This window comes from Pseudomonas sp. DTU_2021_1001937_2_SI_NGA_ILE_001 (assembly GCF_032463525.1).
In the GTDB taxonomy this organism is placed as follows: domain Bacteria; phylum Pseudomonadota; class Gammaproteobacteria; order Pseudomonadales; family Pseudomonadaceae; genus Aquipseudomonas.
This window is the reverse complement of sequence record NZ_CP135971.1, coordinates 5,088,321-5,111,234: the sequence shown is the minus strand read 5'-3', so window position 1 is coordinate 5,111,234 and position 22,914 is coordinate 5,088,321. Positions and strand designations below refer to the sequence as shown.

The following is a 22,914-nucleotide window of genomic DNA, read 5'->3' as shown; positions in this document are numbered from 1 at the left end:
CCTGCGCCATGCCCGGTTGTTCGGGTTACATCTTCGGCATGCCGCCGCCGGGGAACATGCCGCCCAGACCGCGCATCATCTTGGCCATGCCGCCCTTGTTGGAGAATTTCTTCATCATCTTCTGCATCTGCTTGTGCTGCTTGATCAGCCGGCCGATGTCCTGCACCTGAGTGCCCGAGCCCATGGCGATACGGCGCTTGCGCGAACCGCTGATCAGCTCGGGGTCGCGGCGCTCGGCCGGGGTCATGGAGTTGATGATGGCTTCCATCTGCTTGAACTGCTTCTCGGCCGCGCCCTGGGCATTGCCCATCTGCGAGAGGTTCATGCCGCCGATGCTCGGCAGCTTGTCCATCAGGCCGCCAAGGCCGCCCATGTTCTTCATCTGTTGCAGCTGGTCGCGGAAGTCTTCGAGGTCGAAGCCCTTGCCTTTCTTGATTTTCTTGGCGAGCTTGTCGGCCTTTTCGCGGTCCAGGGTCTGCTCGGCCTGCTCGATCAGGCTGAGCACGTCGCCCATGCCGAGAATGCGCGAGGCGATACGGTCGGGGTGGAACGGCTCGAGGGCTTCGCTCTTCTCGCCCATACCGATGAACTTGATCGGCTTGCCGGTGATGGCTCGCACCGAAAGCGCGGCACCGCCACGCGCGTCACCGTCGACCTTGGTAAGGATCACGCCGGTCAGCGGCAGGGCATCGCCAAAGGCCTTGGCGGTGTTGGCGGCGTCCTGGCCGGTCATGGCGTCGACCACGAACAGCGTTTCGACCGGCTTGACCGCAGCATGCAAGGCCTGGATCTCGGTCATCATCTCGGCATCGACGTGCAGGCGACCGGCGGTGTCGACGATGACCACGTCGATGAACTTGAGCTTGGCTTCCTGGATTGCCGCCTGGGCAATGGCCACCGGCTTCTGGCTGATGTCGGACGGGAAGAAGGTCACGTCCAGGTCGTTGGCCAGGGTTTCCAGCTGTTTGATCGCAGCCGGACGGTAGACGTCGGCCGACACCACCATCACCGACTTCTTCTTGCGCTCCTTGAGGAACTTGGCCAGCTTGCCGGCGGTGGTGGTCTTGCCCGCACCCTGCAGGCCGGCCATCAGTACCACGGCAGGCGGCGCGACGTTGAGGGTCAGGTCCTCGTTGGCCGCGCCCATGATGCTTTCCAGCTCGGCCTGGACGATCTTCACGAACGCCTGGCCTGGTGTCAGGCTGCGCGACACCTCGGTGCCGACGGCGCGTTCCTTGACGTTGTTGACGAAGTCCTTGACCACCGGCAGCGCCACATCGGCTTCGAGCAACGCCATGCGCACTTCGCGCAGCGTGTCCTTGATGTTGTCTTCGGTCAGCTTGGCCTTGCCGGTGACGTGGCGCAGCGTCTGTGAAAGGCGTTCGGTTAGGTTTTCAAACATGCGCGTTCCTTTGAGGCTGCGGCCGCCAGCGGTACTGTGCGGTCCGGCCCGAGATGCAGATGAATGGCGCGCGGCAAGCCTGCGGCCTGAACAGGGCGCCGATTATAGCCGAGAGTCCGGCACACGGACACCAGCCATGCGGCGCCGCGTCCACCGGCGCCATGGCGGCGCTGGCCAGCCAGCGACACCGCGCCCTGCGGAGTCTCGAGCGCTCTTTCGTGTCACGCCGGTTGTATGCCAAACTCAGCGCCTTTCAGGGCCCGCCCGTCAGGATCTATGTTCCCTTTGCCAGCCAGCCTGTTTCCCACTCTCGCCGCCGCCGGCCTGTACGCCGCCGCGACCGTCTATCAAGGTCTGCGCCTGCGCCAGGCGATCCGCCCGGACAAACGCCTGCTCGGTCTGCTCGGCGCCTTGGCGGTCATTGCCCACGCCATCGGCCTGTATTCGCAACTGCTGCGCCCGACCGGCCTGGGCCTGGACTTCTTCAACGCCGCCAGCCTGATCGCCCTGTCGGTGATCGTCCTGACCCTGCTGGCGACCATCCGTATTCCGGTGGAAAACCTGCTTGCGCTGCTCTTCCCCCTGGGCATGGTCACCGCCCTGCTGGCGCAATTCGTGCCCAGCGGCACGGTGCAGCCGGTGCTCGAAGAGCCCGGCATCCTCAGCCACGTGATGCTGTCGATCCTGGCCTACGGCATGTTCACCATCGCGGTATTCCAGGCACTGCTACTGCTGTTGCAGGACTATCAGCTCAAGCACAAGCACCCTTCGGGGCTGATCCGCAACTTCCCGCCGCTGCAGACCATGGAAAGCCTGCTGTTCGGCTTCCTCTGGGCCGGCTGGACACTGCTGTCGCTGTCGCTGGTGTCGGGCTGGATCTTCGTCGAAAACCTGTTCGCCCAGCACCTGGTACACAAGACCCTGTTGGCCTGCCTGGCCTGGGTGGTGTTCAGCGTGCTGCTGTGGGGTCGTACGCGTCTGGGCTGGCGCGGGCACAAGGCGATCCGCTGGACCCTCGGCGGCTTCTGCCTGCTGATGCTGGCCTATTTCGGCAGCAAGCTGGTCCGCGAATTCATCCTGCACATCTGACAGGCCACACACCATGGATACGCTGCCCGTCGGCCCCTTGCTCGGTGCGCTGATCCTCCTGACCCTCTGGTCGGGACTCTTCACTGCCGTGGAAGCGGTCCTCGGCCAGGCCCCCAAGCGCGGGAAAAACGACCTCGATCTGCCTACTCTGGTGCTCGGCAATACCCTGTGCAAAGCCCTGCTGGTCGTCCTCAGCCTGCTGCTGGTGGTGCGCCAGGGCTATAACCAGTGGCCATTGCTGGCCTGGCTGGGCAGCAGCGCCCTGCTGCTGGTGTTCGTCCAATACCTGCCGCGACACCTGGCCGCTCGCTACCCGCAGGCGACCCTGCAATTGGGCGCAGGCCTGGCCGGCCCCCTGCGCCTGTTGCGGCCACTGACCTGGCTGCTCGACGGCATCGCCCGCCTGCTGCTGCGCCCGTTCGTACGCCGCCCGGCTCCGCCAGGCCAGGTACAGCACGACGAGCCGGCGTCCAGCAGCGCACACCCGAATGAAGCCAGCCCTTCGCTGCCCAGTGGCGTACTGGCCGGTCTGCAGGCCCTGGACCGGATGACCGTCAACGACATCCTGGTCCCGCGCAACGAAGTGGACGGCATCAACCTCGACGACCCTATCGAGCAGATCATCGAGCGGCTGAAAGGCTCGCGCCACACTCGCCTGCCGATTTACCACGACGACATCAACCAGATTCAGGGCGTGCTCAACACCCGGCAGATCAGCCACCTGTTGCCGGAGGCGGAGCTGACCAAGGAACAACTGCTGGCGGTGTGCTACGAGCCCTACTTCGTCCCTGAAAGCACGCCACTGCAACTGCAACTGCTGAATTTCCACAAACAGCAGCGTCGTCTTGGCGTGGTGGTCGATGAATATGGCGAAGTGCTGGGCATCGTCAGCCTGGAAGACATCCTCGAAGAGATCGTCGGCGAATTCGAAAGCCAGCACCTGGACAACCCGCACATCACCCATCTGGCCGACGGCCAGCTTGAAGTCGACGGCGCGGCGTCGATCCGCGACCTGAACAAGAGCCTGGGCTGGCACCTGCCGTCCGACGGCCCGCGCACCCTGAACGGCCTGGTCACCGAAGCCCTGGAAACCATTCCAGAGGGCCCGGTGTGCCTGAAGATCGGCCCTTACCGCCTGGAAATCCTCGAAACCGAAGAAAACCGGATTACCCGTGTATTGATGTGGAAGCAGACACCCCTGCGCTCGTTGCGCTGAGCGGAGTCCTGTTACCACTTGTTTCAAGCCGAAACGCCTTTCTATAATCCCTGGGCTTACCCAGCCCGGCCGACCCCGTTGCTACCCGCACGCCCAGGGTCCGGCCAAGCACAGCCCTGAACGCCCCACGCCTCATCTCCGGCATGGCCCGCCACCCTGGCGCCCTGCCCCTGTCCCGCCGGCCTACCGCGCCGCCCAGCTCAGCGCTGCCCCGATAACCCGCCACACAATAATGAAAGCCTGTGGCTGCCCGTGCAGCACCAGACGCCATTACAGGGATATTCCGCATGACTTCCACGACCTTTGCCGACACCGACACCGCCTCGCCGCCGCCGGCCAACTCCGCCGCGCGCGTCGCCACTGCCAGCTTCATCGGCACCGCCATCGAGTTCTACGACTTCTACGTTTACGCCACGGCGGCCGCGCTGGTGATCGGCCCGGTGTTCTTCCCGCAGACCTCGGGCGCGGCGCAGATGCTCTCGTCGTTCCTCACCTTCGGCATCGCCTTTCTCGCCCGTCCACTGGGCTCGGCCCTGTTCGGTCACTTCGGCGACCGCATCGGGCGCAAATCGACCCTGGTCGCCTCGCTGCTGCTGATGGGCATCAGCACTACGCTGATCGGCGTGCTGCCTGGCTACGCCAGCATCGGTGTCTGGGCGCCGATCCTGTTGTGCCTGCTGCGCTTCGGCCAGGGCCTGGGGCTGGGTGGTGAATGGGGCGGTGCTGCGCTGCTGGCCACCGAGAACGCCCCGAAAGGAAAGCGCGCCTGGTTCGGCATGTTCCCGCAGTTGGGCCCGTCGATTGGCTTCCTGGCCGCCAACGGCCTGTTCCTGACCCTGGCGATGCTGCTCGACGACCAGCAGTTCCGCGACTGGGGCTGGCGCGTGCCGTTCCTGCTCAGCGCCGTGCTGGTGCTGGTCGGCCTGTACGTACGCCTGAAGCTGGAAGAAACCCCTGCCTTTGCCAAGGTCTTGGCCCGTCATGAACAGCTGCGCCTGCCCATCGTGGAAACCTTCGGCCAGCACGGCAAGCCGATGCTGCTGGGCGCTGCGGCGATGGTGGTGTGCTATGCGCTGTTCTACATCTCTACGGTGTTCTCGCTCAGCTACGGCGTCTCGACCCTGGGCTACAGCCGCGAAACCTTCCTCGGCCTGCTGTGCTTCGCCGTGCTGTTCATGGCCCTGGCCACACCGCTGTCGGCCTGGGCCAGTGACCGCTTCGGGCGCAAACCGGTGCTGGTGGTGGGCGGGGTGCTGGCGATTGTCTCGGGCTTTCTCATGGAGCCACTGCTGACCCACGGCTCTACCTGGAGCGTGGCGCTGTTCCTGAGTATCGAGCTGTTTCTGATGGGCGTGACTTTCGCACCGATGGGTGCGCTGCTGCCGGAACTGTTCCCGACCCGCGTGCGCTACACCGGGGCCTCGGCGGCCTACAACCTGGGTGGCATCGTCGGCGCCTCGGTGGCACCTTTCTTTGCGCAGAAGCTGGTGGCCATGGGCGGCCTGAGCTGGGTGGGGGGCTATGTCTCGGCAGCGGCGCTGCTGAGCGTGCTGGCGGTGCTGGCCTTGAAGGAAACCCGCGATACCGAGCTTTGAAGCGCTGCAAGCGGCAAGTTCCAAGCGGCAAGTTGAATGCGTAGCGCCGACTTGCTGCTTGGGACCTGAAGCAAATGACCACAAGCGAGGGGTTTTCTCGCTTGTGGCTTGTGGCTGCCGAGCTTAAAGCTCGACCTTCACCGCGCTGGAAGCCCGGTTGGCCTTGGCGCGGGCGGCCTCGATGGATTCGTCGCGGGCCAGGGCCACACCCATGCGGCGCTGGCCGTTGACTTCCGGCTTGCCGAACAGGCGCAACGCAGTGTCCGGTTCGGCCAGGGCGGCGCCGAGGTTGGCGAAGGCGGTCTGGGTCGACTGGCCTTCGACCAGCACCACCGACGACGCCGATGGGCCGAACTGGCGAATCGCCGGTACTGGCAGGCCGAGAATCGCCCGGGCATGCAGGGCGAACTGCGACAGGTCCTGGGAAATCAGGGTCACCAGGCCGGTGTCATGCGGGCGCGGCGAGACTTCGCTGAACCACACCTGGTCGCCCTTGATGAACAGCTCCACGCCGAACAGACCACGCCCGCCCAAGGCCTCGGTGACCGCCTTGGCGACCCGCTCCGACTCGGCCAACGCGACCGGGCTCATCGCCTGGGGCTGCCAGGACTCCTGGTAATCGCCCTTCTCCTGACGGTGGCCGACCGGCGCGCAGAAGGTGGTGCCGCCCACATGGCGCACGGTCAGCAGGGTAATTTCGTAATCGAAGTCGATGAAGCCCTCGATGATCACCCGGCCCTTGCCGGCACGTCCGCCTTCCTGGGCGTAGTCCCAGGCCTTCTGAATGTCGGCGGCGCTCTTGAGCAGGCTCTGGCCCTTGCCCGACGAACTCATCACCGGCTTGACCACGCACGGGAAGCCCAGGCTCTCGACGGCCTTGCTGTAGTCTTCGAAGGTGTCGGCGAAGAAGTACGGCGAAGTCGGCAGGCCCAGCTCTTCGGCGGCCAGACGCCGGATGCCCTCACGGTTCATGGTCAGCTGCGCGGCACGCGCGGTAGGCACCACGGTGAAACCCTCGGCTTCCAGCTCCACCAGGGTGGCGGTGGCGATGGCTTCGATTTCCGGCACGATGTAGTGCGGTTTCTCCGCTTCGATGACCGCACGCAGGGCGGCGCCGTCGAGCATGTTGATCACGTGGCTGCGATGCGCGACCTGCATGGCCGGTGCATTGGCATAGCGGTCGACGGCGATGACCTCGACCCCAAGGCGTTGCAGTTCGATCACGACTTCCTTGCCCAGCTCGCCGCTGCCGCACAGCAGTACGCGGGTCGCGGTGGGCGACAGTGGGGTTCCGATTTGCGTCATCTCAGGTCCTCGTGAAGCAGATGTCGAGGGCAGCCCGGCAGTCACGAGCAGCCACGTGGAAGAAAGGCGCGCAATTTACCACGAAGCCCTGCGCCCTGCAGGGTTATCCCGGGCAGCCCTGGCGACGAATGCGCCAGGCCATGATCAGCCACACGGCGGTGACGCCGGCGAACTTGGAGCCCAGCGCGGTGAGCAGCACCGGCGCGGTAAAAGCGTCGATCATGCCGAAGAAGATGAAGGTATCGAGAGGAATGCTCAGTGCCGAACTGATCCACAGCCGGTCATGCAGCGGCCGACGGGTGATGCTGAACACCAGCCAGTCGATCAGCTCCGACACCGCGAAGGCCGTCGCGCTGGCCAATGCGATGGCCGGCTCGCTGGTGAAATATGACAGCAGCAGCGCCGCCAGCATGGCCAGCAAGGCGCCGTGGCCTAAACGGGTCTGCACCATGTCGCGCAGGATGAACACCAGGCCGCCCCAGGCCGACCAGATAATGTCCAGATGCGGCGCCGCGGAAAAGGCGAAGTTGATCAGCACGACGCTGGCAATGTAAGCGATGAGAAAGAGCATGGGACACGAACGGCGGGTAATGACAGCCGCGCATGGTAACAGAATCGCCCTTTACCCGAGTGTTTTCCTATGGCATGCGCCGCGCCTCACTCCACCTCGAACAGCCCGTCGCGCACCGGGCCGTGGGCGAGGATCTGGCGGATGTCCTCGTCGATGCGCGGGTCGTCCGGGCGGTAGAGCATCACCTGGCGGTAGGCATTGATGCGGTTGATCTCCGTGCCTAGGAACTCCCACACCACACGGGTACAAGCCGGGGTACGCCGGTCACCGCTGGACACTCCGGTCTTCAGGCCGTTGAGACGGGTGATGCGGCTCTTGAAGCTGGGAATCAGGATGGTCTGGCTGACCTCGTTGAAGGTCAGCGACTCGTAGTCGATCAGGAACAGGCGGTCGTGCAGCTGGAACGCCGCGCCCAGATAGCGGCAGCGCGCAGAGTCCTCGGCCGGGCCCACACCGGCCAGCACCTGGCGTTCCTGACGCTCGAACATGAACACCCCGCCCTCTTCGCGCATGTGCACCAGCGACAACAGGATGGTGCCCGGCACCGACATGCAGTTGGCGTATTCGAAGTAATAACCGCAGTAGCGCGACAAGTCGCCGGAGCGTTCGCGCAATGGCTTGAGCAACTCCGTGAGCGGATCCTGGCGGGCCGAGGCGTCGACCTGCAGGCCACGGGCGCCGATCAGGCGGGCGAACTGCTCTGGCGGCAATACCAGTTCGAAGCTCTCTACGCCGAAGAAATCGCCGATGCGCTTGAGGTTGAAGGCGGTGGGCTGGCTGTCCCCGGACAGGTACTTGTTGAACTGCCCACGGTTGATGCCGATCTGCCTGCAAACCAGGGCAATGGAGCGGTAATGGCTGCAGAGGAGCCGGAGGTTCTCACCGAGGTGACTGGACATGGAAGGCTCTGAAGATGCGAGTGACGCGAATATAGCATCAAGTCGCATCACATCGTATCGACCCGCGAAATTGTATCTACAAATGTCATGTTCAAAAATCAGCCACCGCATACCGCGTCATGGTTCGCGTGCGAACAATCACAAGAAAAACCGAGGATTCTCATCATGCTCGAAGTACTGAACGACTTCCTGTCCGGGAAGGTGCTGATCGTACTCATCGTCGGCCTGGGTAGTTACTTCACCCTGCGCTCGCGCTTCGTCCAATTCCGCCACTTCCGCCACATGTTCAGCGTGTTCAAGGAATCGCTGCGTGCCAGCGGCGGCCAGCTCAGCTCGTTCCAGGCCCTGATGCTCAGCCTCGCCGGCCGGGTCGGTGCCGGCAACATCGCGGGCGTGGGTATCGCTGTGACCCTGGGCGGCCCAGGCGCAGTGTTCTGGATGTGGGTCACCGCACTGGTGGGCATGTCCAGCAGCTTCTTCGAATGTACCCTGGCGCAGGTCTACAAGCAGAGCGACGGTGACGGCCTGTACCGTGGCGGCCCGGCCTATTACATTCAGCACGGCCTGAAGCTGCGCTGGATGGCGATGGTCTTCGCCGTGCTGCTGCTGGTCACTTACGGCTTCGCCTTCAACGGCCTGCAGTCGTACACCGTGACCCACTCGCTGCAGAACGCCTTCGACATCCCCGTGCAGTACAGCGGCATTGCCCTGGCCGTGCTGCTGGGCCTGGTATTCATCGGCGGCATCAAGCGCATCGCCTCGGTTTCGGACCTGCTGGTACCGGTCAAGACCCTGGCCTACATCGCCGTGACCCTGTACGTGATCGTCACCCAGATCGAGCTGGTGCCCGGCATGCTGGTGACCATCGTCAAGAGCGCCTTCGGCCTGGAGCCAGCGTTTGCCGGCCTGCTGGGCAGCGCCATCGTGATGGGCGTGAAACGTGGCGTGTTCGCCAACGAAGCGGGCCTGGGCAGCGCACCGAACGTCGCCGCCGTGGCCTCGGTCAAGCATCCGGCCGCCCAGGGCGTGGTTCAGGCGTTCAGCGTGTTCCTCGACACCTTCGTGATCTGCACCTGCACCGCACTGCTGATTTTGCTGTCGGGCTTCTACACCCCTGGCTTCGAAGGCGACGGCATCGTCCTGACCCAGAACTCGCTGGCCGCCGTGGTCGGTGACTGGGGTCGTACCTTCGTCAGCGTGGCCCTGAGCCTGTTCGTGTTCACCTGCATCCTCTACAACTACTACCTCGGTGAGAACGCCCTGCAGTTCATGGTCGGCCGCAGCAAGACTGCCCTGATCGGCTACCGCGCCCTGGTCCTGGCGCTGATCTGCTGGGGTTCGATGCAGAACCTGGGCACCGTGTTCGCCTTCGCCGACATCACCATGACCTGCCTGGCCTTCGTCAACCTCACCGCCCTGGCCCTGCTGATCAAGGTCGGCCTGCGGGTGATGAAAGACTACGACGCCCAGCGCGCCGCCGGTATCGACCAGCCGGTGTTCGACGGTTCCAAGTTCGCCGACCTGGACCTCGACACCGCCGCCTGGCCAACCGCCAAACCGGCAGAAGCCGAGATGGCCAGCCGCACCGAAGCGCAACTGCAACCTCAGCGCTGAGTCCCCCGCAAGTCGAACGGCCCTCCACGGGCCGTTCGCACTTCTGCTCCTCCCTTCGCGGCTGAAGCCGCTCTACAGCGTGAACGCCGCCACACCCCAGCCTGCCGACATCCCGGTAGGACCGGCTTCAGCCGGGAAGCTCTTGCCAGCCAAAGCCGGTGCCAAGACCTGATCGGACCGCACTGGACCTTAGCCCGATCTCACGGCGCAAACGGCGGCGCTTCGAGTACCTCGATCAGCAACGGTCGATCCTGCGGTGCTTCGCGCAACAAGGCTTGCAGGTGGGCGTGGTCGCGGGCGCGTTCGGCCTGGCAGCCGAAGCCGCGGGCGATGCTGATGAAGTCCGGGGTGTAGATATCGACGCCGATGGGCGTGATGTCGCGGCGCTGCATGTAGCGCTTGATCTCACCATAGCCGTGGTTGTTCCACAGCAGCACGATGATGCCCACCTGGGCCTCCACTGCGCTGGCCAGTTCGGCCAGGCTGAACTGCAGGCCGCCATCGCCCATCAGGCTGATCACCGGCCGCTCAGGCTCGGCCAGGCGTGCCCCGATGGCCGCTGGCAGGCCGTAGCCCAGGGTGCCGTAGCCGGTGGAGGAATTGAACCAGCGGCGCGGGCCGTGCAGTTCCACCAGGTGGTTGCCGCTGTACACCGTCTGTGTCGAGTCGCCCACGAAACGTGCCTCGGGCAGCACCGCCAGGATGCTCTCGAACAGCTGGCGGTAATGCGCCCACCCGGCGAAGTCTGCCTGCAGTTGCTGGCGAACCGCGGCGGCACGCTGCGCGCCCTGACGCTCCAGCGGCGCGGGCAAGGCGGCCAGCAGGGCCTGCATGGCCTGGCGTGCGTCAGCCAGGATGGCCAGGCTCGGCGAGTGATTGCGTGTCAGTTGTTCGGCGTCGATGTCGATACGGATCAACTCGCCGCCCAGGCGGAAGTTGCCGTCGAACACCACGTCATAGTCGGTCTCGCCCAGCTCGGTGCCGATCGCCAGCACCACATCGGCCTGCAACGCCAGTTGCCGCACCGCCGGCAGCGACTGGTTGCTGCCGAGCAACAGCGGGTGGTCCGCCGGCAACAGGCCCTTGGCGTTGATGGTCAGCGCCGTCGGCGCATCCAGCCTTGCGGCCAGCGCCCGAACTTCCTCCGGCGCCCCGACACAACCGCCGCCCAGCAACAGCAACGGCTGGCGCGCCTGGTTCAGACGCCGCGCCGCCTCGGCGATCAGCGTCGCATCGGCTGCCGGGCGCGCAGCCGGCGGGCGTGGTTGCAGCGGCAAGTGCCCCGCCGCCGCGCAGATGAGGTCCAGCGGTAGCTCGATGTGTACCGGGCGCGGGCGCTGGCTGTCGAACACCGCAAAAGCGCGGGCCAGCACGGCGGGCAGCTCGTCGACACTCATCAGCGTATGGCTGAAGGCACTGACCCCGGCAACCATGGCGCGCTGGTCGGGCAGTTCGTGTAGGTAGCCGTTGCCCAGCCCGAGGCGCTCACGCTCGTTGACGCTGCTGATCACCAGCATGGGAATGGAATCGGCATAGGCCTGGCCCATGGCGGTGAGGATGTTGGTCATGCCCGGTCCGGTGATGATGAAGCACACCCCCGGCTTGCCGCTGACCCGCGCGTAACCGTCGGCCATGAACCCGGCCCCCTGTTCATGACGCGGGGTGATGTGGCGGATGCCGCTGCCGGGCAGGCCCCGGTACAGCTCTACGGTGTGCACGCCGGGGATGCCGAACACGGTGTCCACGCCCCAGGCCTGCAGTTGCCGCACGAGGAATTCGCCACAGGTGCTCATGCCAGCGCCTCCTCTTCCAGGCCGATGAAGCGCCGCACCCGGCCATCGCCTTGCTGGCGGATCTCGGCCGGCGAGGCATCGGTGACCACGTGGCCGTTTTCCATGAACACGATGCGGTCGGAAATCGACAGGGCGAAGTCCATCTCGTGGGTGACGATCAGCATGGTCATACCCTCCTGGGCCAGGTCGCGGATGACATTGAGCACGTCGCCGACCAGCTCCGGGTCCAGCGCCGAAGTGGGCTCGTCGAACAGCATGATGTCCGGCTCCATAGCCAGGGCGCGGGCGATGGCTACGCGTTGCTGCTGGCCGCCGGACAACTGATGCGGATACTTGTCGGCGTGGGCCAGCAGGCCGACGCGGTCGAGCAAGGCATGGCCCTTGCGGCGCAGTTCAGTGGTGTTGGCAAGGCCGTGGTAGCGCGGCGCAAGAATGACGTTGTCGAGGATGGTGCGGTGCGGGAACAGGTTGAAGTTCTGGAACACCATGCCGATGCGCCCCAGGCCCTGGCGCAACGCCTGGGTATCGCCGCGCTTGCCGGCCTGGATGAAGCCTTCGCCGAACAGCAGAATCTCGCCTTGGTCGATGCTCTCCAGGCTGTTGATGGTGCGAATCAGCGAGGTCTTGCCAGAGCCGGACGGGCCGATGATCGACAGCACCTCGCCGGGGCGCACCTTGAGGTCGATGCCTTTGAGCACTTCATGGTTGCCATAGCGTTTGTGAATGCCGCGCAGCAGCAAGGCATCGGCCTGCCCAGCCGGCGCCGGGTCGCGCTTGCCGGTCGGACCTGGCGGCAGGCGCAAGGCGTCGGTCTGCGTCGCATCCAGGGTACGCGCGGTCTTGCGTGACAGGTCCAGATGCCGCTCGGCCCACTGCAGCAGCCAACCGAACAGGGTGACGATCAGCACGTAGTACACCGCCACGGCGGCGAGGGTTTCCATGACCAGGAAGTTCTGCGCATACAGGCGCTGGCCCACCAGCAACAGTTCACTGAGGGAAATCACCGACACCAGCGAGGTGAGCTTGACGATGGTCACGTACTCGTTGGTCAGGGTCGGCAGCGCGATGCGGATCGCCTGCGGGATGATCACCAGGCGCTGCGCGCCCAGGCCACGGATACCCAGGGCCTTGGCCGCTTCGCGCTGGCCCTTGAGCACCGACAGCAGGCCGCCACGATGGATCTCGGCCATGTACGCGGTCTCGGTCAGCACCAGGGCGATCAACCCGGCATAAAAGGGTTGCGACAGCACGCCGCCGGTGGCGGGAAACAGCTGCGGCAGGTTGTAGACGAAGATCAGCAGCACCAGCAGTGGAATGCTGCGGAACAGCCAGATGTACAGGCCCGCCGGAACGCGCAGCCAGGCGTGTGCCGAGAGCTTGGCACTGGCCAGCACGAAGCCCAGCACCAGACCGATGGACCACGACAGGGCGCTGAGCTGCACGACGGTCAGGCAGGCTTTCCAGAAGGCGGAAACGGAGAACAGTGAAAAGAAATAGGCCCAATCGAATGCCATGGCGACCTCGTTGCAAATAAGAAATCCGGACCGCCCTGGCGGCCCGTCAGGAGCGGCTTGAGCCGCGGAGACTGCGACAAGGACACAACCAATGCTGTGATCCTGCCCGCCTTTTCACGGCTCAAGCCGTTCCTACGGGTAGAGAACGGCTACGGCGTCAGGCCGGTTCGATGTTGTATTTCTTCAGCAGCTGCTGGTAGTCATCGCTCTGCTTCCAGGCCTGCACCGCGCTGCGCAGTTGCTCCAGCAGTTCGGGGTTGCCCTTCTTCACATAGATGCCCAAGGTCTGCGGGTACAAGGCCTTGGGCGAAGTGATGACAATGCGCCCGCGGGCCTTGTCGACGATCATCTGCGAAGCCGCGGAAATCTCCAGATGCGCCTGAATGTTGCCGGACATCAGCGCCTGCGAGGCTTCAGCGGTGGTGGGAAATTCACTGATGGCGATCTCGCCCTTGCCGCTCTTCACGCAGGTTTCGGCCGAGACTTTCTTCAGCTGGTTGATCCAGTTGGTGCCCTGCTGCAGGCCGACCTTCATGCCGCACAGGTCTTCAGGCTGCTGCGGCTTGGCGGTGCTGTCGCCACGCACCATGATCGAGGCGCCGACCTGGGCGTAGGGAATGGCCTCGGCCTGCTTGGTGCGCTCTTCGGTGATGTACATGCCGGAGATGATGCTGTCGAAGCGGTTGGCGTTCAGGCCCAGGATCAGGTTGGGGAAGCGCGTGTCGACGAATTCGACCTTGAGGTCACCCATGCGCTGCGCCAGCGCGGCGGACACTTCGGGGTCGAAACCCACCACCTTGTCGCCGTCGTAGGATTCGAAGGGCGGGTAGGAGATTTCCATGCCTACCTTCAGCGTGCCAGCGGTGGCGGTCGGGGCGGCGTGGGCAGAGCCGAGCAGCGCCAGGCTCAGCAGCGAGAGGGCAAGGCGCGAAACGGTGCGTTTTTTCATGGTCGGGATTCCAGGTCGGGAGAGAAGGCAGGTCACGAAGTCACACGCTGATTTTTCAGGTGCCCGAAGCTTGAAGGCTTTCTGGCGCGTTCCGGCAGGCTGAGCTGCCCGCTGGCCACGCGCTGGCGAAGGTATTGATAGGTTTGCAGGGCCTGGGCCCACATGTGCTCGCCGATGGCGATGCTTTCGTAGTGCTGCGCGCCAGCGGCGAACTGCGGCAGCGGCTGGATCAGGGTGTGGTAGTCGCAGGCGTAGAACAGCGGGAACGAATAGCGCTCCTGCCGGACCTTGCGCACCCGGTGCGCGGTGGCGACGAACGCCCCGCTGGTCATCACTTCGAGCATGTCGCCAATGTTCACCACGAAGGCGTCCGCCAACGGCGGCGCATCGATCCATTCGCCGTTCTCGTTCATCACCTCCAGGCCCGGCTGGTCGGCCTTGAGAATGGTGAAGCACTCGTAGTCGGTGTGCGCACCGATGCCCGGTGCGTCCTGGGCCTCGCCATCGTAGGGGTAATGGATCAGGCGCAGCTTGGAGGGCGGAAACTGCGCCATGTCGTCGAAGTAGTGTTCATCCAGGCCCAGGGCCAGGGCAAAGCCGCGGAACAGCTGGTGGCCCAGGGCGAACACTGCCTGGTAGTAGGCCTGCACCGCCGGCTTGAAGCCTGGCAGCGCAGGCCAGTCGTTCGGCCCGAGCAGCGGTGTGCCGGCCTGCACCAACGGATGGTCGGCAGGCACCTCGAAGCCGACATCGAAGGCTTCCTTGTGGTCCGGCTTGCCGGTGCCGTACACCTCCTCGCCTTCGGGTACGAAGCCCTTGTGGGTCTGCGAAGCGCCGATGTAATGGCGCATCTTCGCCTCCAGCGGCTGGGCGAAATAGTCCTCGGCCGCACGGTGCAGGTCGTCGATCAGCTGTGGCGCGATGCCGTGCCCGGTGATGTACAGAAAGCCCACATGGCGCGCGGCGTCGCCCAGGGCCTGGGCCACGGCCTGGCGCTCTTCCAGGCGCTCGCTGAACAGGCCGTGGATGTCGACCACGGGAATGTGGGTGAAGGCGGAACGTTCACTCATGGCATCAGGCTCGCGGTGGGTTGAAGAAGGTCTGGAAATGCTCGCGCTCGGTGCGTCCCATCCAGGCGTTGAGGCCCCAGAGGTCGGCGACCGGCACATCGGTGAACGGCAGGTGATGCAGGTAGCCGTCGGGGCCGAACTCCGGGGTCAGGGTGGTACGCGCATAGCCCCGTGCCTGCTGGCTGCGCCACACCGCCTCCCAGTGGCGCTGGTGGAAGGCCAGCGCGGCGGCATACTCCGGCGCGGCGGGGTGCGGCACCTGCGGCCCCTGGTCGTAGCCGACCCGCGCCTGGATGTGATGCACGCGCTCGACGAAGGCGCTGAGGTCATCGGCCGGGTCGTCGAGCAGGCGCTCGCAGGTCACCACCCAGTGGCTGATGTCGGTGGTGAAGCGCAGCTCGGGCAACTGTTCGATCAGCTCCAGGGTCAGCCAGGGGTTGAACAGCGAGCGCGCGCGGTGGGTCTCGAAGCTGCAGGTCAGACCACTACGTGCGGCGATATGCAAGGCCTCGCCGAAGAAATCCACCTGCCTTGCCAGCGGCCAGCGGTCGTTGCCGGCCAGCACGTTGACGAAGCGCGGCTGCAGCTCGGCGGCCAGCTCCAGCTTGCGGGCGAAGTCGGCCAGGTGCTCGGCAGGGGTCGCGGCCTGGTCGGGCAGCACCGGTGTCGAGGTGAACAGGATGGCGATATACGGCACCTGCTGGTCACGCAGAAAAGCCGCGAACGCCGCGCGTTCGGCAGCCGCCTCGGGGATGCGCGCCTCCAGGCCGTCGAAGCCGGCCGCGCGGGCTTCGTCCAGCGCCTGCTGCCAGGGGCCGCGATAACCCCAGAGGGTGCGGAAGATTTCCAGTTGCATGGGTTTGCCTCGTCAAGCGTGCCCCACCACCCGGCGGGGCAACGCGCGGGTCAGGAGTGAAGGGGGGCGGTCGGCGCGACATTGCTCAGCGCATGGCGACCCAGCATCGGGTGCGCACCGCGCGGGCCGTAGACGCCGGCCGGCTCCGGAAAGGTGCGCAGCAGGGTCAGGTACAGCAATGCGGCCAAGCCCAGGGTGATCGGCAGGCTGACGTCGATGCCACCGGCCAGCTCACCCAACGGACCGACGAACTGCCCCGGCAGGTTGACGAAGCACAGGCCGATCAACGCGCTGGGAATCCACGCGCCCAGGCCGCGCCAGTTCCAGCCATACAGAAACCAGTAGTGCCCGCCACGTTGGCCACGGCTGAACACCTGCAAATCGTCAGCGTGGTAGAAGCCGCGGCGGCTGATCAGGCCGAGGATCATCACCACCATCCACGGGCTGGTGCAGGTGACGATGAGCACCGCGAAGGTCGAGACGCTCTGCACCAGGTTGAAGGCGAAGCGCCCGACGAAAATGAAACCGATGGCCAGCAGGCCGATCAGCAACGTGGCCTGGGCGCGGCTGAGCAGGCGCGGGAACAGGCTCGACATGTCCAGCCCGGTGCCGTACAGCGCCGTGGTGCCGGTAGACATGCCGCCAATCACCGCGATCAGGCACACCGGCAGGAAGAACCAGCCCGGCGAAATGGCCAGCAGACCGCCCACGTAGTTATTGGCTTCGATGTACTGCGGCGCCTGGCTGGCCACCAGGGTCGCGGTGCACAGGCCGAACAGAAAGGGAATCAGCGTTGCCGCCTGGGCGCCGAGCACCGCCAGCATGATGCGCCGCTTGGGGGTTTCACGGGGGATGTAGCGCGACCAGTCACCGAGGAAAGCGCCGAACGACACCGGGTTGCTCATCGCCAGCAGCGCCGCGCCGATGAACGCCGCCCAGAAGCCGGCCTGGCCGAGGCTGACGCTGCCGGCATAGCCAGCATCGAAGGGCCCGGCGAAGGCGAAGATGCCCAGCAGGAACAGCAGGCTGGAAGCCCACACCGCGATCTTGTTGACCCACAGCATGAAGCGGAAACCGTAGATGCACACCACCAGCACCAGCACCGCGAACAGCCCGTAGGCCAGGCCCAGGCTCAGATCGGTTTCCGGCAGGCCCACCAGGCGCTGGGCACCGCCGACCAGCGCATCGCCGGAACTCCACACCGACAGGGAGAAGAACGCCACCGCCGTGAGCAGCGACAGGAAGGAGCCGATGATGCGCCCGTGCACGCCGAAATGCGCGCCAGACGACACCGCGTTGTTGGTGCCGTTGAGGGCACCGAACAGCCCCATGGGCGCGAGAATCAGCGCACCGATGGCCACACCCAGCACGATGGCCCAGGCCCCGGCCTGGAACGACAGCCCGAACAGCACTGGGAAACTGCCCAGCACCGCCGTGGAGAAGGTATTGGCACCGCCGAAGATCAGGCGGAACAGGTCGATGGGCGACGCATGGCGTTGATGGTCGGGAATCTGCTCGACACCAAAGGTCTCGATGCGGGTCGATTGGCTCATATGCTGCTCCAGCGCCTGTCACGGTTGTTGTGAGGCCAGCGCAGGCACGCTGACCCTTTATCGCCGCCCGTTGACCCCGGGCGGAGGGTTTGCAGCTCGTTGTTCTAATGTGCGGCCTGCGAGGCCAACGCTGTACCGCCTGGCCACGGCTGACCGTGTTGGAGCAAGCTTGCTCGCGAAATCGCAGGCCCCTGTCGCAGCGGCTTGCGCGGCGAACAACCCCGCTCGCCTTCATGATGCGCAAGCCATGCCACCCAGCGGCAGCAGCCTAGCGACGCACCACGCCTGGCAACACGCAAAGCATTTCGTACAGCAGGTTGGCCCCCAGCAGCGAGGTATTGCCGGTGGTGTCGTAAGGCGGCGACACTTCCACCAGGTCGCAACCGATCAGGTCCAGGCCCTGGCAGCCACGAATGATCTCCAGCGCCTGGATGGTGGTCAGGCCACCCACTTCCGGGGTGCCGGTGCCCGGCGCCCAAGCCGGGTCGATGCCATCGATATCGAACGACAGGTACACCGGCCCGCCACCGACCTTGTCGCGCACCTCGGCCATCAGCGGTGCCAGCGATTGGTGCCAGCACTCTTCGGCCTGCACCACACGGAAGCCCTGCTTGCGGCTCCAGTTGAAATCCTCGGCGGTGTAGCCCTGGGCACGCAGGCCGATCTGCACCACCCGCTGGCTGTCCAGCAGGCCCTCTTCCTGGGCACGGCGGAAGGTGGTGCCGTGGGCGATCTTCTCGCCGAACATGTGGTCGTTGACGTCGGCATGCGCATCGATGTGCACCAGCCCGACCGGACCGTGCTTCTTATGGATGGCACGCAGAATCGGCAGGGTCAGGGTGTGATCGCCGCCCAGGGTCAGGGGCACGATGTCGTGGCCGAGAATGCGGTCGTACTCCTGCTCGATGATGCGCACCGCATCCAGCAGGTTGAAGGTGTTGATCGCCACGTCGCCGATGTCCGCGACGTTGAGGGAATCGAAGGGCGCCGCGCCGGTAGCCATGTTGTACGGGCGGATCATCACCGACTCGGCACGGATCTCCCGTGGCCCGAAGCGCGTGCCGGAGCGCAGCGAAGTGCCGATGTCCAGGGGCACGCCGATGAAGGCCGCGTCCAGCTTGCTCAGCTCCTCGGCAGTCTGCACATGGGGCAGGCGCAGCATGGTGGCAATGCCACCGAAACGGGGCATCTCATTGCCGCCCAAGGGCTGGTGGAAGGTCTTGTCCACGGGTGGCCTCACGGTGGTGGTCATTGAAGTGAGGCCATTCTGGGTAGCGGTGGCAGGCGGAAGAATCGCTGCCAGCAAATACTTAGTTCAGGATTTTCTAAACTATCGCCCCTGCGTTCATTACACTGCCCTCACGATCACCCGCCGGAGCCCCCGATGTCCTCTGCCCTGCCCGACCTCAAACTGCTGCGCATCTTCGCCAGCGTGGTGCGCCACCAGGGCTTCGCGGCGGCTCAGCAGGAACTCAACCTCTCCACCTCGGCGATCAGCACCTACATGAGCCAACTGGAAGCCCAGCTCGGCATCGTGCTGTGCCACCGGGGCCGCGGCGGTTTCAGCCTGACCAGCAAGGGCGAACTCTTCCACCAGGAAACCCTGCGCCTGCTCGCCGAACTGGAAGGTTTCGAACGCTACAGCGCAGCTCTCAAGGGCGAACTGCGCGGCACCCTCAACCTCGGCGTGCTCGACTCCACGGTCAGCGACCCGGCCCTGCCCCTGGCCGAAGTGATCGGCGCCTACAGCAAGGAACACCCCGCCGTGCACCTGCACCTCTCGGTGCTCAGCCCCGCGCAACTGCAACTGGACCTGCTGGAAAACCGCCTGGACCTCGCCATCGGTGCCTTCTACCTGCGCATGAACGGCCTGATGTACCAGGCCCTGTACCGCGAACAGCACTGGCTGTACTGCAGCGACCGCCACGAACTCTTCACCCAGAAACGCATCCCGGCGGAAATCATCACCCAGCAACGCATGGTCGGCCGCGGCTACTGGAGCCAGGCCGAACTGGCCCGCCACGGCTTCAAACACAGCGCAGCGACAGTGGAATCCATGGAGGCGCAACTGATCCTGGTGCTGTCCGGCGCTTATATCGGCTACCTGCCCGAGCACTACGCACAGACCTGGGTGGAGCAACAGCGGCTCAAGGTGCTGCTGCCAGCGGTGTTCGGCTACCAGGCACCGTTTTCGCTAGCGTTGCGCAGAGGTAGAGCCAAGGAGCCGTTGATTCAGAGTTTTCGGGATAGGTTGAAGACGGGGTTGAATGGGGCGATCGGGCCCAGCGCGATTGCGTAGTGGATCGTGCAATCCCCGACGGACCTGCTTGCACTCGCTAAAGGGTGGAACATTCTCAAAACGCTAGTGGCATAACACCAGCAACTACTGCAACATTCTTTTCCTAGCCATTGGAAGGAAAAGGCCTACGCAGTGAATGCCAATGACCTACAAGACAAACCAGGATCTCAGTACGCGTCCGCCTATCTAGAGGTCGGCAAGGTCTACACCCGCGCGGATCTTAAGAGCCTTTTCTCCATCACTGACGCCACCATCAATACCGGCATTTTCAAGCCCGCCGGACTGCATTCGGTTTGGCTGTTCGTCACCGAGCACAAGACGGCAGACCGTACCCAATATCAGGATCTACTGGACGGCGACACGCTCCACATGGATGGTCAATCCAAGGGCAGGACCGACAAGCTCATCAAAGAGCATTTGGCTGAAGGTCTGGAACTGCTGCTGTTCTACCGCAAAGCAAAGTACGAATACCCTGGTGCCGGTTTCGTCTATGAAGGGCCGTTCCAATATCAGAGCCATGAAGGCGCAGCACCTACCCAATTCGTGCTGCGTCGCCAAAATCTGTTGGCGACCACGCTGGGCAATATCGAGACTCACTTGCAAGCGCAAGGTGAGTTCGACCCAAGCAACATAAAAGATGCCCGCGCCCGCACACTGGCAAACATCGTGCGTCGCAAGGGCCAAAGCACCTTTCGCAGGAAACTACTGGCTGCTTATTCAAAGCGCTGTGCGGTCACCGGATGCAGCGTAGAGGCTTTATTAGAAGCCGCGCATATCGTCCCTTACCTTGGCGCTGAAACTAACGTGGTCAGCAATGGTTTGCTGCTTCGTGCGGACATCCATACGCTCTTCGATCTAGGCCTGTTATGGATAGATCCTGAGACGCTGAAGGTAGGCTTAGCGGGCGAGCTTACAGACAGTGAGTATTGGCTGTTGAACGGCAAGCCCGCGTTACTGCCTATGAAGACCGTAGATCGGCCGAGCCAAAAAGCGCTTACCTCACATTGGAATACGCTGAAGAACTCCGAGCTGCCGAGTTAAGGCTTTCTCGTATCGTTGCGCAGAACTGGGTGAAGAAGAGCTGATGATCAGCGAGTCGGGGGTGTATGTGTTGCTGGTGCATCACCATCACCCGGAACAGCGCAGCCTGCGGCAGTGGATCACCCATGAGGTGGTGGCTGCGCTGCGGGATGCGCGGTTGGCGGTGGATGACCCGGCGCCGGCACTGAGCGTGTTGCAGTGGCCGGGGTTGTCGCTGAGCCTGCTGCATTGGCAGAGCGAGCCATGGATTCGCCTGCGCGATGTACCGCAGGTGTTGACGCCCCCTCAAGCCGAGGCATTGAAAGCCGGAGAGTCCTGGTGGCGGGCTTGCATTGGGCGGTAGCCGGTTGAGTCTCGAGAGCGGGCGGATTGGTGGATGGCGATGTGGACTATTCGCGAGCAAGCTCGCTCCTACAGAAAATCAAGATTCCCACAGTAACGCGTAAGCTCAGCGACTGAAGGTTCAGAGGCGTCCTACATATCGTCTCCATTTTCAAAAATACACTGCGCCTCTTTTCTGCACGGAGGCGCGTTTCAACATGGCCAACTGCGGCTACATGACCATCACTGGCGAGCAGCAAGGGCTGATTTCCGCCGGGTGTTCGACACCTCAATCGCTGGGCAACAAATGCCAGCCGATGCATGCCGACAAGATCCTGATCCTGGCCTTCACCCATAACATGGCCAACCTCGATGACGCGCGGCACGCCACCCACCGTCCGGTGTTCATCACCAAGCCCGTCGACAAATCCTCGCCGCTGCTGAGCCAGGCACTGGCCAATCAGGAGCGCGTCGAATGCCTGATCGAGTTCTACCGCACCTCTGCGCAAGGCACGCAGGAGAAGTTCTACACCGTCGAGCTGCGCGGCGGGCAGGTACGTGAGCTGACCCAGGACATGCCGCACGTGGTCGTGCAGAACGACGGTGAAGCCCAGGAGCACCTGGCGCTCAGCTACCGCGACATCATCTGGACCCACCACAGCGCCGGGACCACCGGCTATGCCTCTTGGGATATGGAGCGGTGAGAAGTTTCCAGCTGTTGCCCGAGGCGGGCGGCCAGGACCTGGAGCAGGTCCAACAGGCGGCGGCGCATCTCAAGGGCCAGGCCTGCACAGTGGCCGCGCGGCATATCAGCGATGGGATGTTGCGGCTGCAGTTCAATCGGGAGGTGGCTTATTACGCGCAGGGAATTGTCACGGAAGTTGAAAGCGGTCGACTGGGCTTCAAAGAGGCGATCAACCATCTTGAGCAGGAAAAAGCCAGTCTGCTGAATCAGCCTATAAGCCTGGCTAGAAAGAGCTTGGGACTGGCTGGCGGAGTCCTGCAGGTGACGAGCGGCGCAGGCATCTGTTATGCATCGGTCGGCACCTTGTGTGCTTTTGCAGGAGCACCTTTGATAGCGCATGGAGCCAACAACATATATGAGAACGGCAACAACCTGATCAACGACACCACAGAGACTCAAGGACCGGTCAGAAAGCTTTATCAGCAGGCTGCCATCATGGCCGGCGGTGAAAAATTTCACGGAAACATGGCTTACGGCGCTGTCGATCTGACGTTGTCTGTGTATGGAGGTCTGCGAAAAGTCCCCTCCCGGAGTGCCTGGCGTCTGTATCGATACTTAGAGACAGACAAAGTAAGAGCCTGGAGAAACAGCACGAAGGATATTCTGGCCGTAGAAAGATCCGCAGACACCATAACCATCGAAAGCATGTACAACGAATGGAAGAGTCGGAATGAATAATATTTTTATTTTTTTAGCATTCACAGCTGTATCCGTATTATTTTATCTGCCTTCCCTACTATCAAAAATCTACCTTTCAGGACCTCGATACAGCGAACTAAAATCAAATGTCACACGAATTTATAACTTTATTTTATTAACCATCCACCTTCGCTTCGCAATGAAAGGCACGCTACCGTTTCTTGGAGAGTTGGATAGGGATCTCTTTGGCTGGATTTCACTTGTCATGGTACTGGCCCACGCCTTTACCAACCCATCTCCGCCGGAGCCGATTACCTACCACCCCGGCCGCCGCCCCTGGTGGAAAATCTTTAGGTTCAAGCGATAGAAGCAGCAATGATCAAGCGACCTTCAACCAACACCGTCTTTTCAGGACAGGCAAAGGCCATACCGACCTCAGCAGG

At 63.7% G+C, this 22,914-nt stretch carries 20 protein-coding genes and 1 pseudogene; 10 read left to right on the top strand and 11 right to left on the bottom strand.

The window, feature by feature from the left end; genetic code table 11:
* Positions 1–25: 25 nt before the first annotated feature.
* The gene (gene ffh, locus RRX38_RS22420; protein WP_295478950.1) at positions 26–1,402 is read right to left on the bottom strand and encodes a signal recognition particle protein; all 1,377 of its coding nucleotides are present in this window, start codon (positions 1,400–1,402) and stop codon (positions 26–28) included.
* 276 nt (positions 1,403–1,678) lie between these two features.
* Between ffh and RRX38_RS22415 the strand changes: the two genes are divergently transcribed.
* From RRX38_RS22415 to RRX38_RS22405, 3 genes are all read left to right on the top strand, one after another.
* A complete protein-coding gene (locus tag RRX38_RS22415; protein WP_295478952.1) occupies positions 1,679–2,491 on the top strand; it encodes an inner membrane protein YpjD in 813 nt (270 codons plus the stop codon).
* A 13-nt stretch (positions 2,492–2,504) separates the two neighbouring features.
* Positions 2,505–3,707 (top strand): transporter associated domain-containing protein, encoded by a 1,203-nt coding sequence (locus tag RRX38_RS22410; protein ID WP_315960713.1) that lies wholly within the window; start codon positions 2,505–2,507, stop codon positions 3,705–3,707.
* A gap of 287 nt (positions 3,708–3,994) precedes the next feature.
* On the top strand, positions 3,995–5,302 hold the full coding sequence (locus RRX38_RS22405) for an MFS transporter (protein WP_315960712.1): 1,308 nt from the start codon (positions 3,995–3,997) through the stop codon (positions 5,300–5,302).
* A 123-nt stretch (positions 5,303–5,425) separates the two neighbouring features.
* Here the strand turns inward: RRX38_RS22405 and purT are convergent, their stop codons facing one another.
* The 3 genes from purT to RRX38_RS22390 form a co-directional block, all read right to left on the bottom strand.
* Positions 5,426–6,607 (bottom strand): formate-dependent phosphoribosylglycinamide formyltransferase, encoded by a 1,182-nt coding sequence (purT, locus tag RRX38_RS22400; RefSeq protein ID WP_295478958.1) that lies wholly within the window; start codon positions 6,605–6,607, stop codon positions 5,426–5,428.
* A gap of 103 nt (positions 6,608–6,710) precedes the next feature.
* Positions 6,711–7,178 (bottom strand): VUT family protein, encoded by a 468-nt coding sequence (locus RRX38_RS22395; RefSeq protein WP_315960710.1) that lies wholly within the window; start codon positions 7,176–7,178, stop codon positions 6,711–6,713.
* An 86-nt stretch (positions 7,179–7,264) separates the two neighbouring features.
* Entirely contained in the window at positions 7,265–8,077 is an 813-nt protein-coding gene (locus RRX38_RS22390; RefSeq protein ID WP_295478961.1) for a helix-turn-helix domain-containing protein, read from the bottom strand.
* A 165-nt stretch (positions 8,078–8,242) separates the two neighbouring features.
* On the opposite strand from RRX38_RS22390, the gene RRX38_RS22385 reads away from it, so the two are divergent.
* Positions 8,243–9,691, top strand: coding sequence for an alanine/glycine:cation symporter family protein (locus RRX38_RS22385; protein WP_315960709.1), 1,449 nt, complete (start codon positions 8,243–8,245; stop codon positions 9,689–9,691).
* Positions 9,692–9,891: 200 nt separating this feature from the next.
* Here RRX38_RS22385 and RRX38_RS22380 read toward each other — a convergent pair whose 3' ends face one another.
* From RRX38_RS22380 to speB, 7 genes are all read right to left on the bottom strand, one after another.
* Positions 9,892–11,484 (bottom strand): 5-guanidino-2-oxopentanoate decarboxylase, encoded by a 1,593-nt coding sequence (locus RRX38_RS22380; protein ID WP_315960708.1) that lies wholly within the window; start codon positions 11,482–11,484, stop codon positions 9,892–9,894.
* A complete protein-coding gene (locus tag RRX38_RS22375; RefSeq protein WP_315960707.1) occupies positions 11,481–12,998 on the bottom strand; it encodes an amino acid ABC transporter permease/ATP-binding protein in 1,518 nt (505 codons plus the stop codon). The genes RRX38_RS22380 and RRX38_RS22375 overlap by 4 nt, the downstream gene beginning before the upstream one ends.
* A gap of 157 nt (positions 12,999–13,155) precedes the next feature.
* Positions 13,156–13,947 (bottom strand): ABC transporter substrate-binding protein, encoded by a 792-nt coding sequence (locus tag RRX38_RS22370; RefSeq protein WP_315960706.1) that lies wholly within the window; start codon positions 13,945–13,947, stop codon positions 13,156–13,158.
* Between the two features lie 32 nt (positions 13,948–13,979).
* Positions 13,980–15,017, bottom strand: a complete 1,038-nt coding sequence (locus RRX38_RS22365) for an isopenicillin N synthase family dioxygenase (RefSeq protein WP_315960704.1) — start codon at positions 15,015–15,017, stop codon at positions 13,980–13,982.
* A gap of 4 nt (positions 15,018–15,021) precedes the next feature.
* Positions 15,022–15,873, bottom strand: a complete 852-nt coding sequence (locus RRX38_RS22360; RefSeq protein WP_315960703.1) for a sugar phosphate isomerase/epimerase family protein — start codon at positions 15,871–15,873, stop codon at positions 15,022–15,024.
* A gap of 50 nt (positions 15,874–15,923) precedes the next feature.
* Positions 15,924–17,426 (bottom strand): purine-cytosine permease family protein, encoded by a 1,503-nt coding sequence (locus RRX38_RS22355; protein WP_410524844.1) that lies wholly within the window; start codon positions 17,424–17,426, stop codon positions 15,924–15,926.
* A 268-nt stretch (positions 17,427–17,694) separates the two neighbouring features.
* Positions 17,695–18,654, bottom strand: coding sequence for an agmatinase (speB, locus tag RRX38_RS22350; protein WP_315962727.1), 960 nt, complete (start codon positions 18,652–18,654; stop codon positions 17,695–17,697).
* A gap of 156 nt (positions 18,655–18,810) precedes the next feature.
* Between speB and RRX38_RS22345 the strand changes: the two genes are divergently transcribed.
* The 6 genes and pseudogenes from RRX38_RS22345 to RRX38_RS22320 all read left to right on the top strand — a co-directional run bounded on the left by RRX38_RS22345 (position 18,811) and on the right by RRX38_RS22320 (position 22,838).
* Positions 18,811–19,725 (top strand): LysR family transcriptional regulator, encoded by a 915-nt coding sequence (locus RRX38_RS22345; protein WP_315960702.1) that lies wholly within the window; start codon positions 18,811–18,813, stop codon positions 19,723–19,725.
* A 132-nt stretch (positions 19,726–19,857) separates the two neighbouring features.
* A complete protein-coding gene (locus RRX38_RS22340; protein ID WP_315960701.1) occupies positions 19,858–20,766 on the top strand; it encodes an HNH endonuclease in 909 nt (302 codons plus the stop codon).
* A 31-nt stretch (positions 20,767–20,797) separates the two neighbouring features.
* Positions 20,798–21,109: pseudogene (locus RRX38_RS22335) on the top strand (phage antirepressor protein); the annotation flags it as partial.
* A gap of 196 nt (positions 21,110–21,305) precedes the next feature.
* The gene (locus tag RRX38_RS22330; protein ID WP_315960700.1) at positions 21,306–21,791 is read left to right on the top strand and encodes an Hcp family type VI secretion system effector; all 486 of its coding nucleotides are present in this window, start codon (positions 21,306–21,308) and stop codon (positions 21,789–21,791) included.
* Entirely contained in the window at positions 21,788–22,510 is a 723-nt protein-coding gene (locus RRX38_RS22325; protein WP_315960699.1) for a DUF4225 domain-containing protein, read from the top strand. The genes RRX38_RS22330 and RRX38_RS22325 overlap by 4 nt, the downstream gene beginning before the upstream one ends.
* Positions 22,503–22,838: a hypothetical protein gene (locus tag RRX38_RS22320; protein ID WP_315960698.1), complete on the top strand. Its 336-nt coding sequence runs from the start codon at positions 22,503–22,505 to the stop codon at positions 22,836–22,838. Before RRX38_RS22325 ends, RRX38_RS22320 begins: the two co-directional genes overlap by 8 nt.
* The last annotated feature ends 76 nt before the right edge of the window (positions 22,839–22,914 follow it).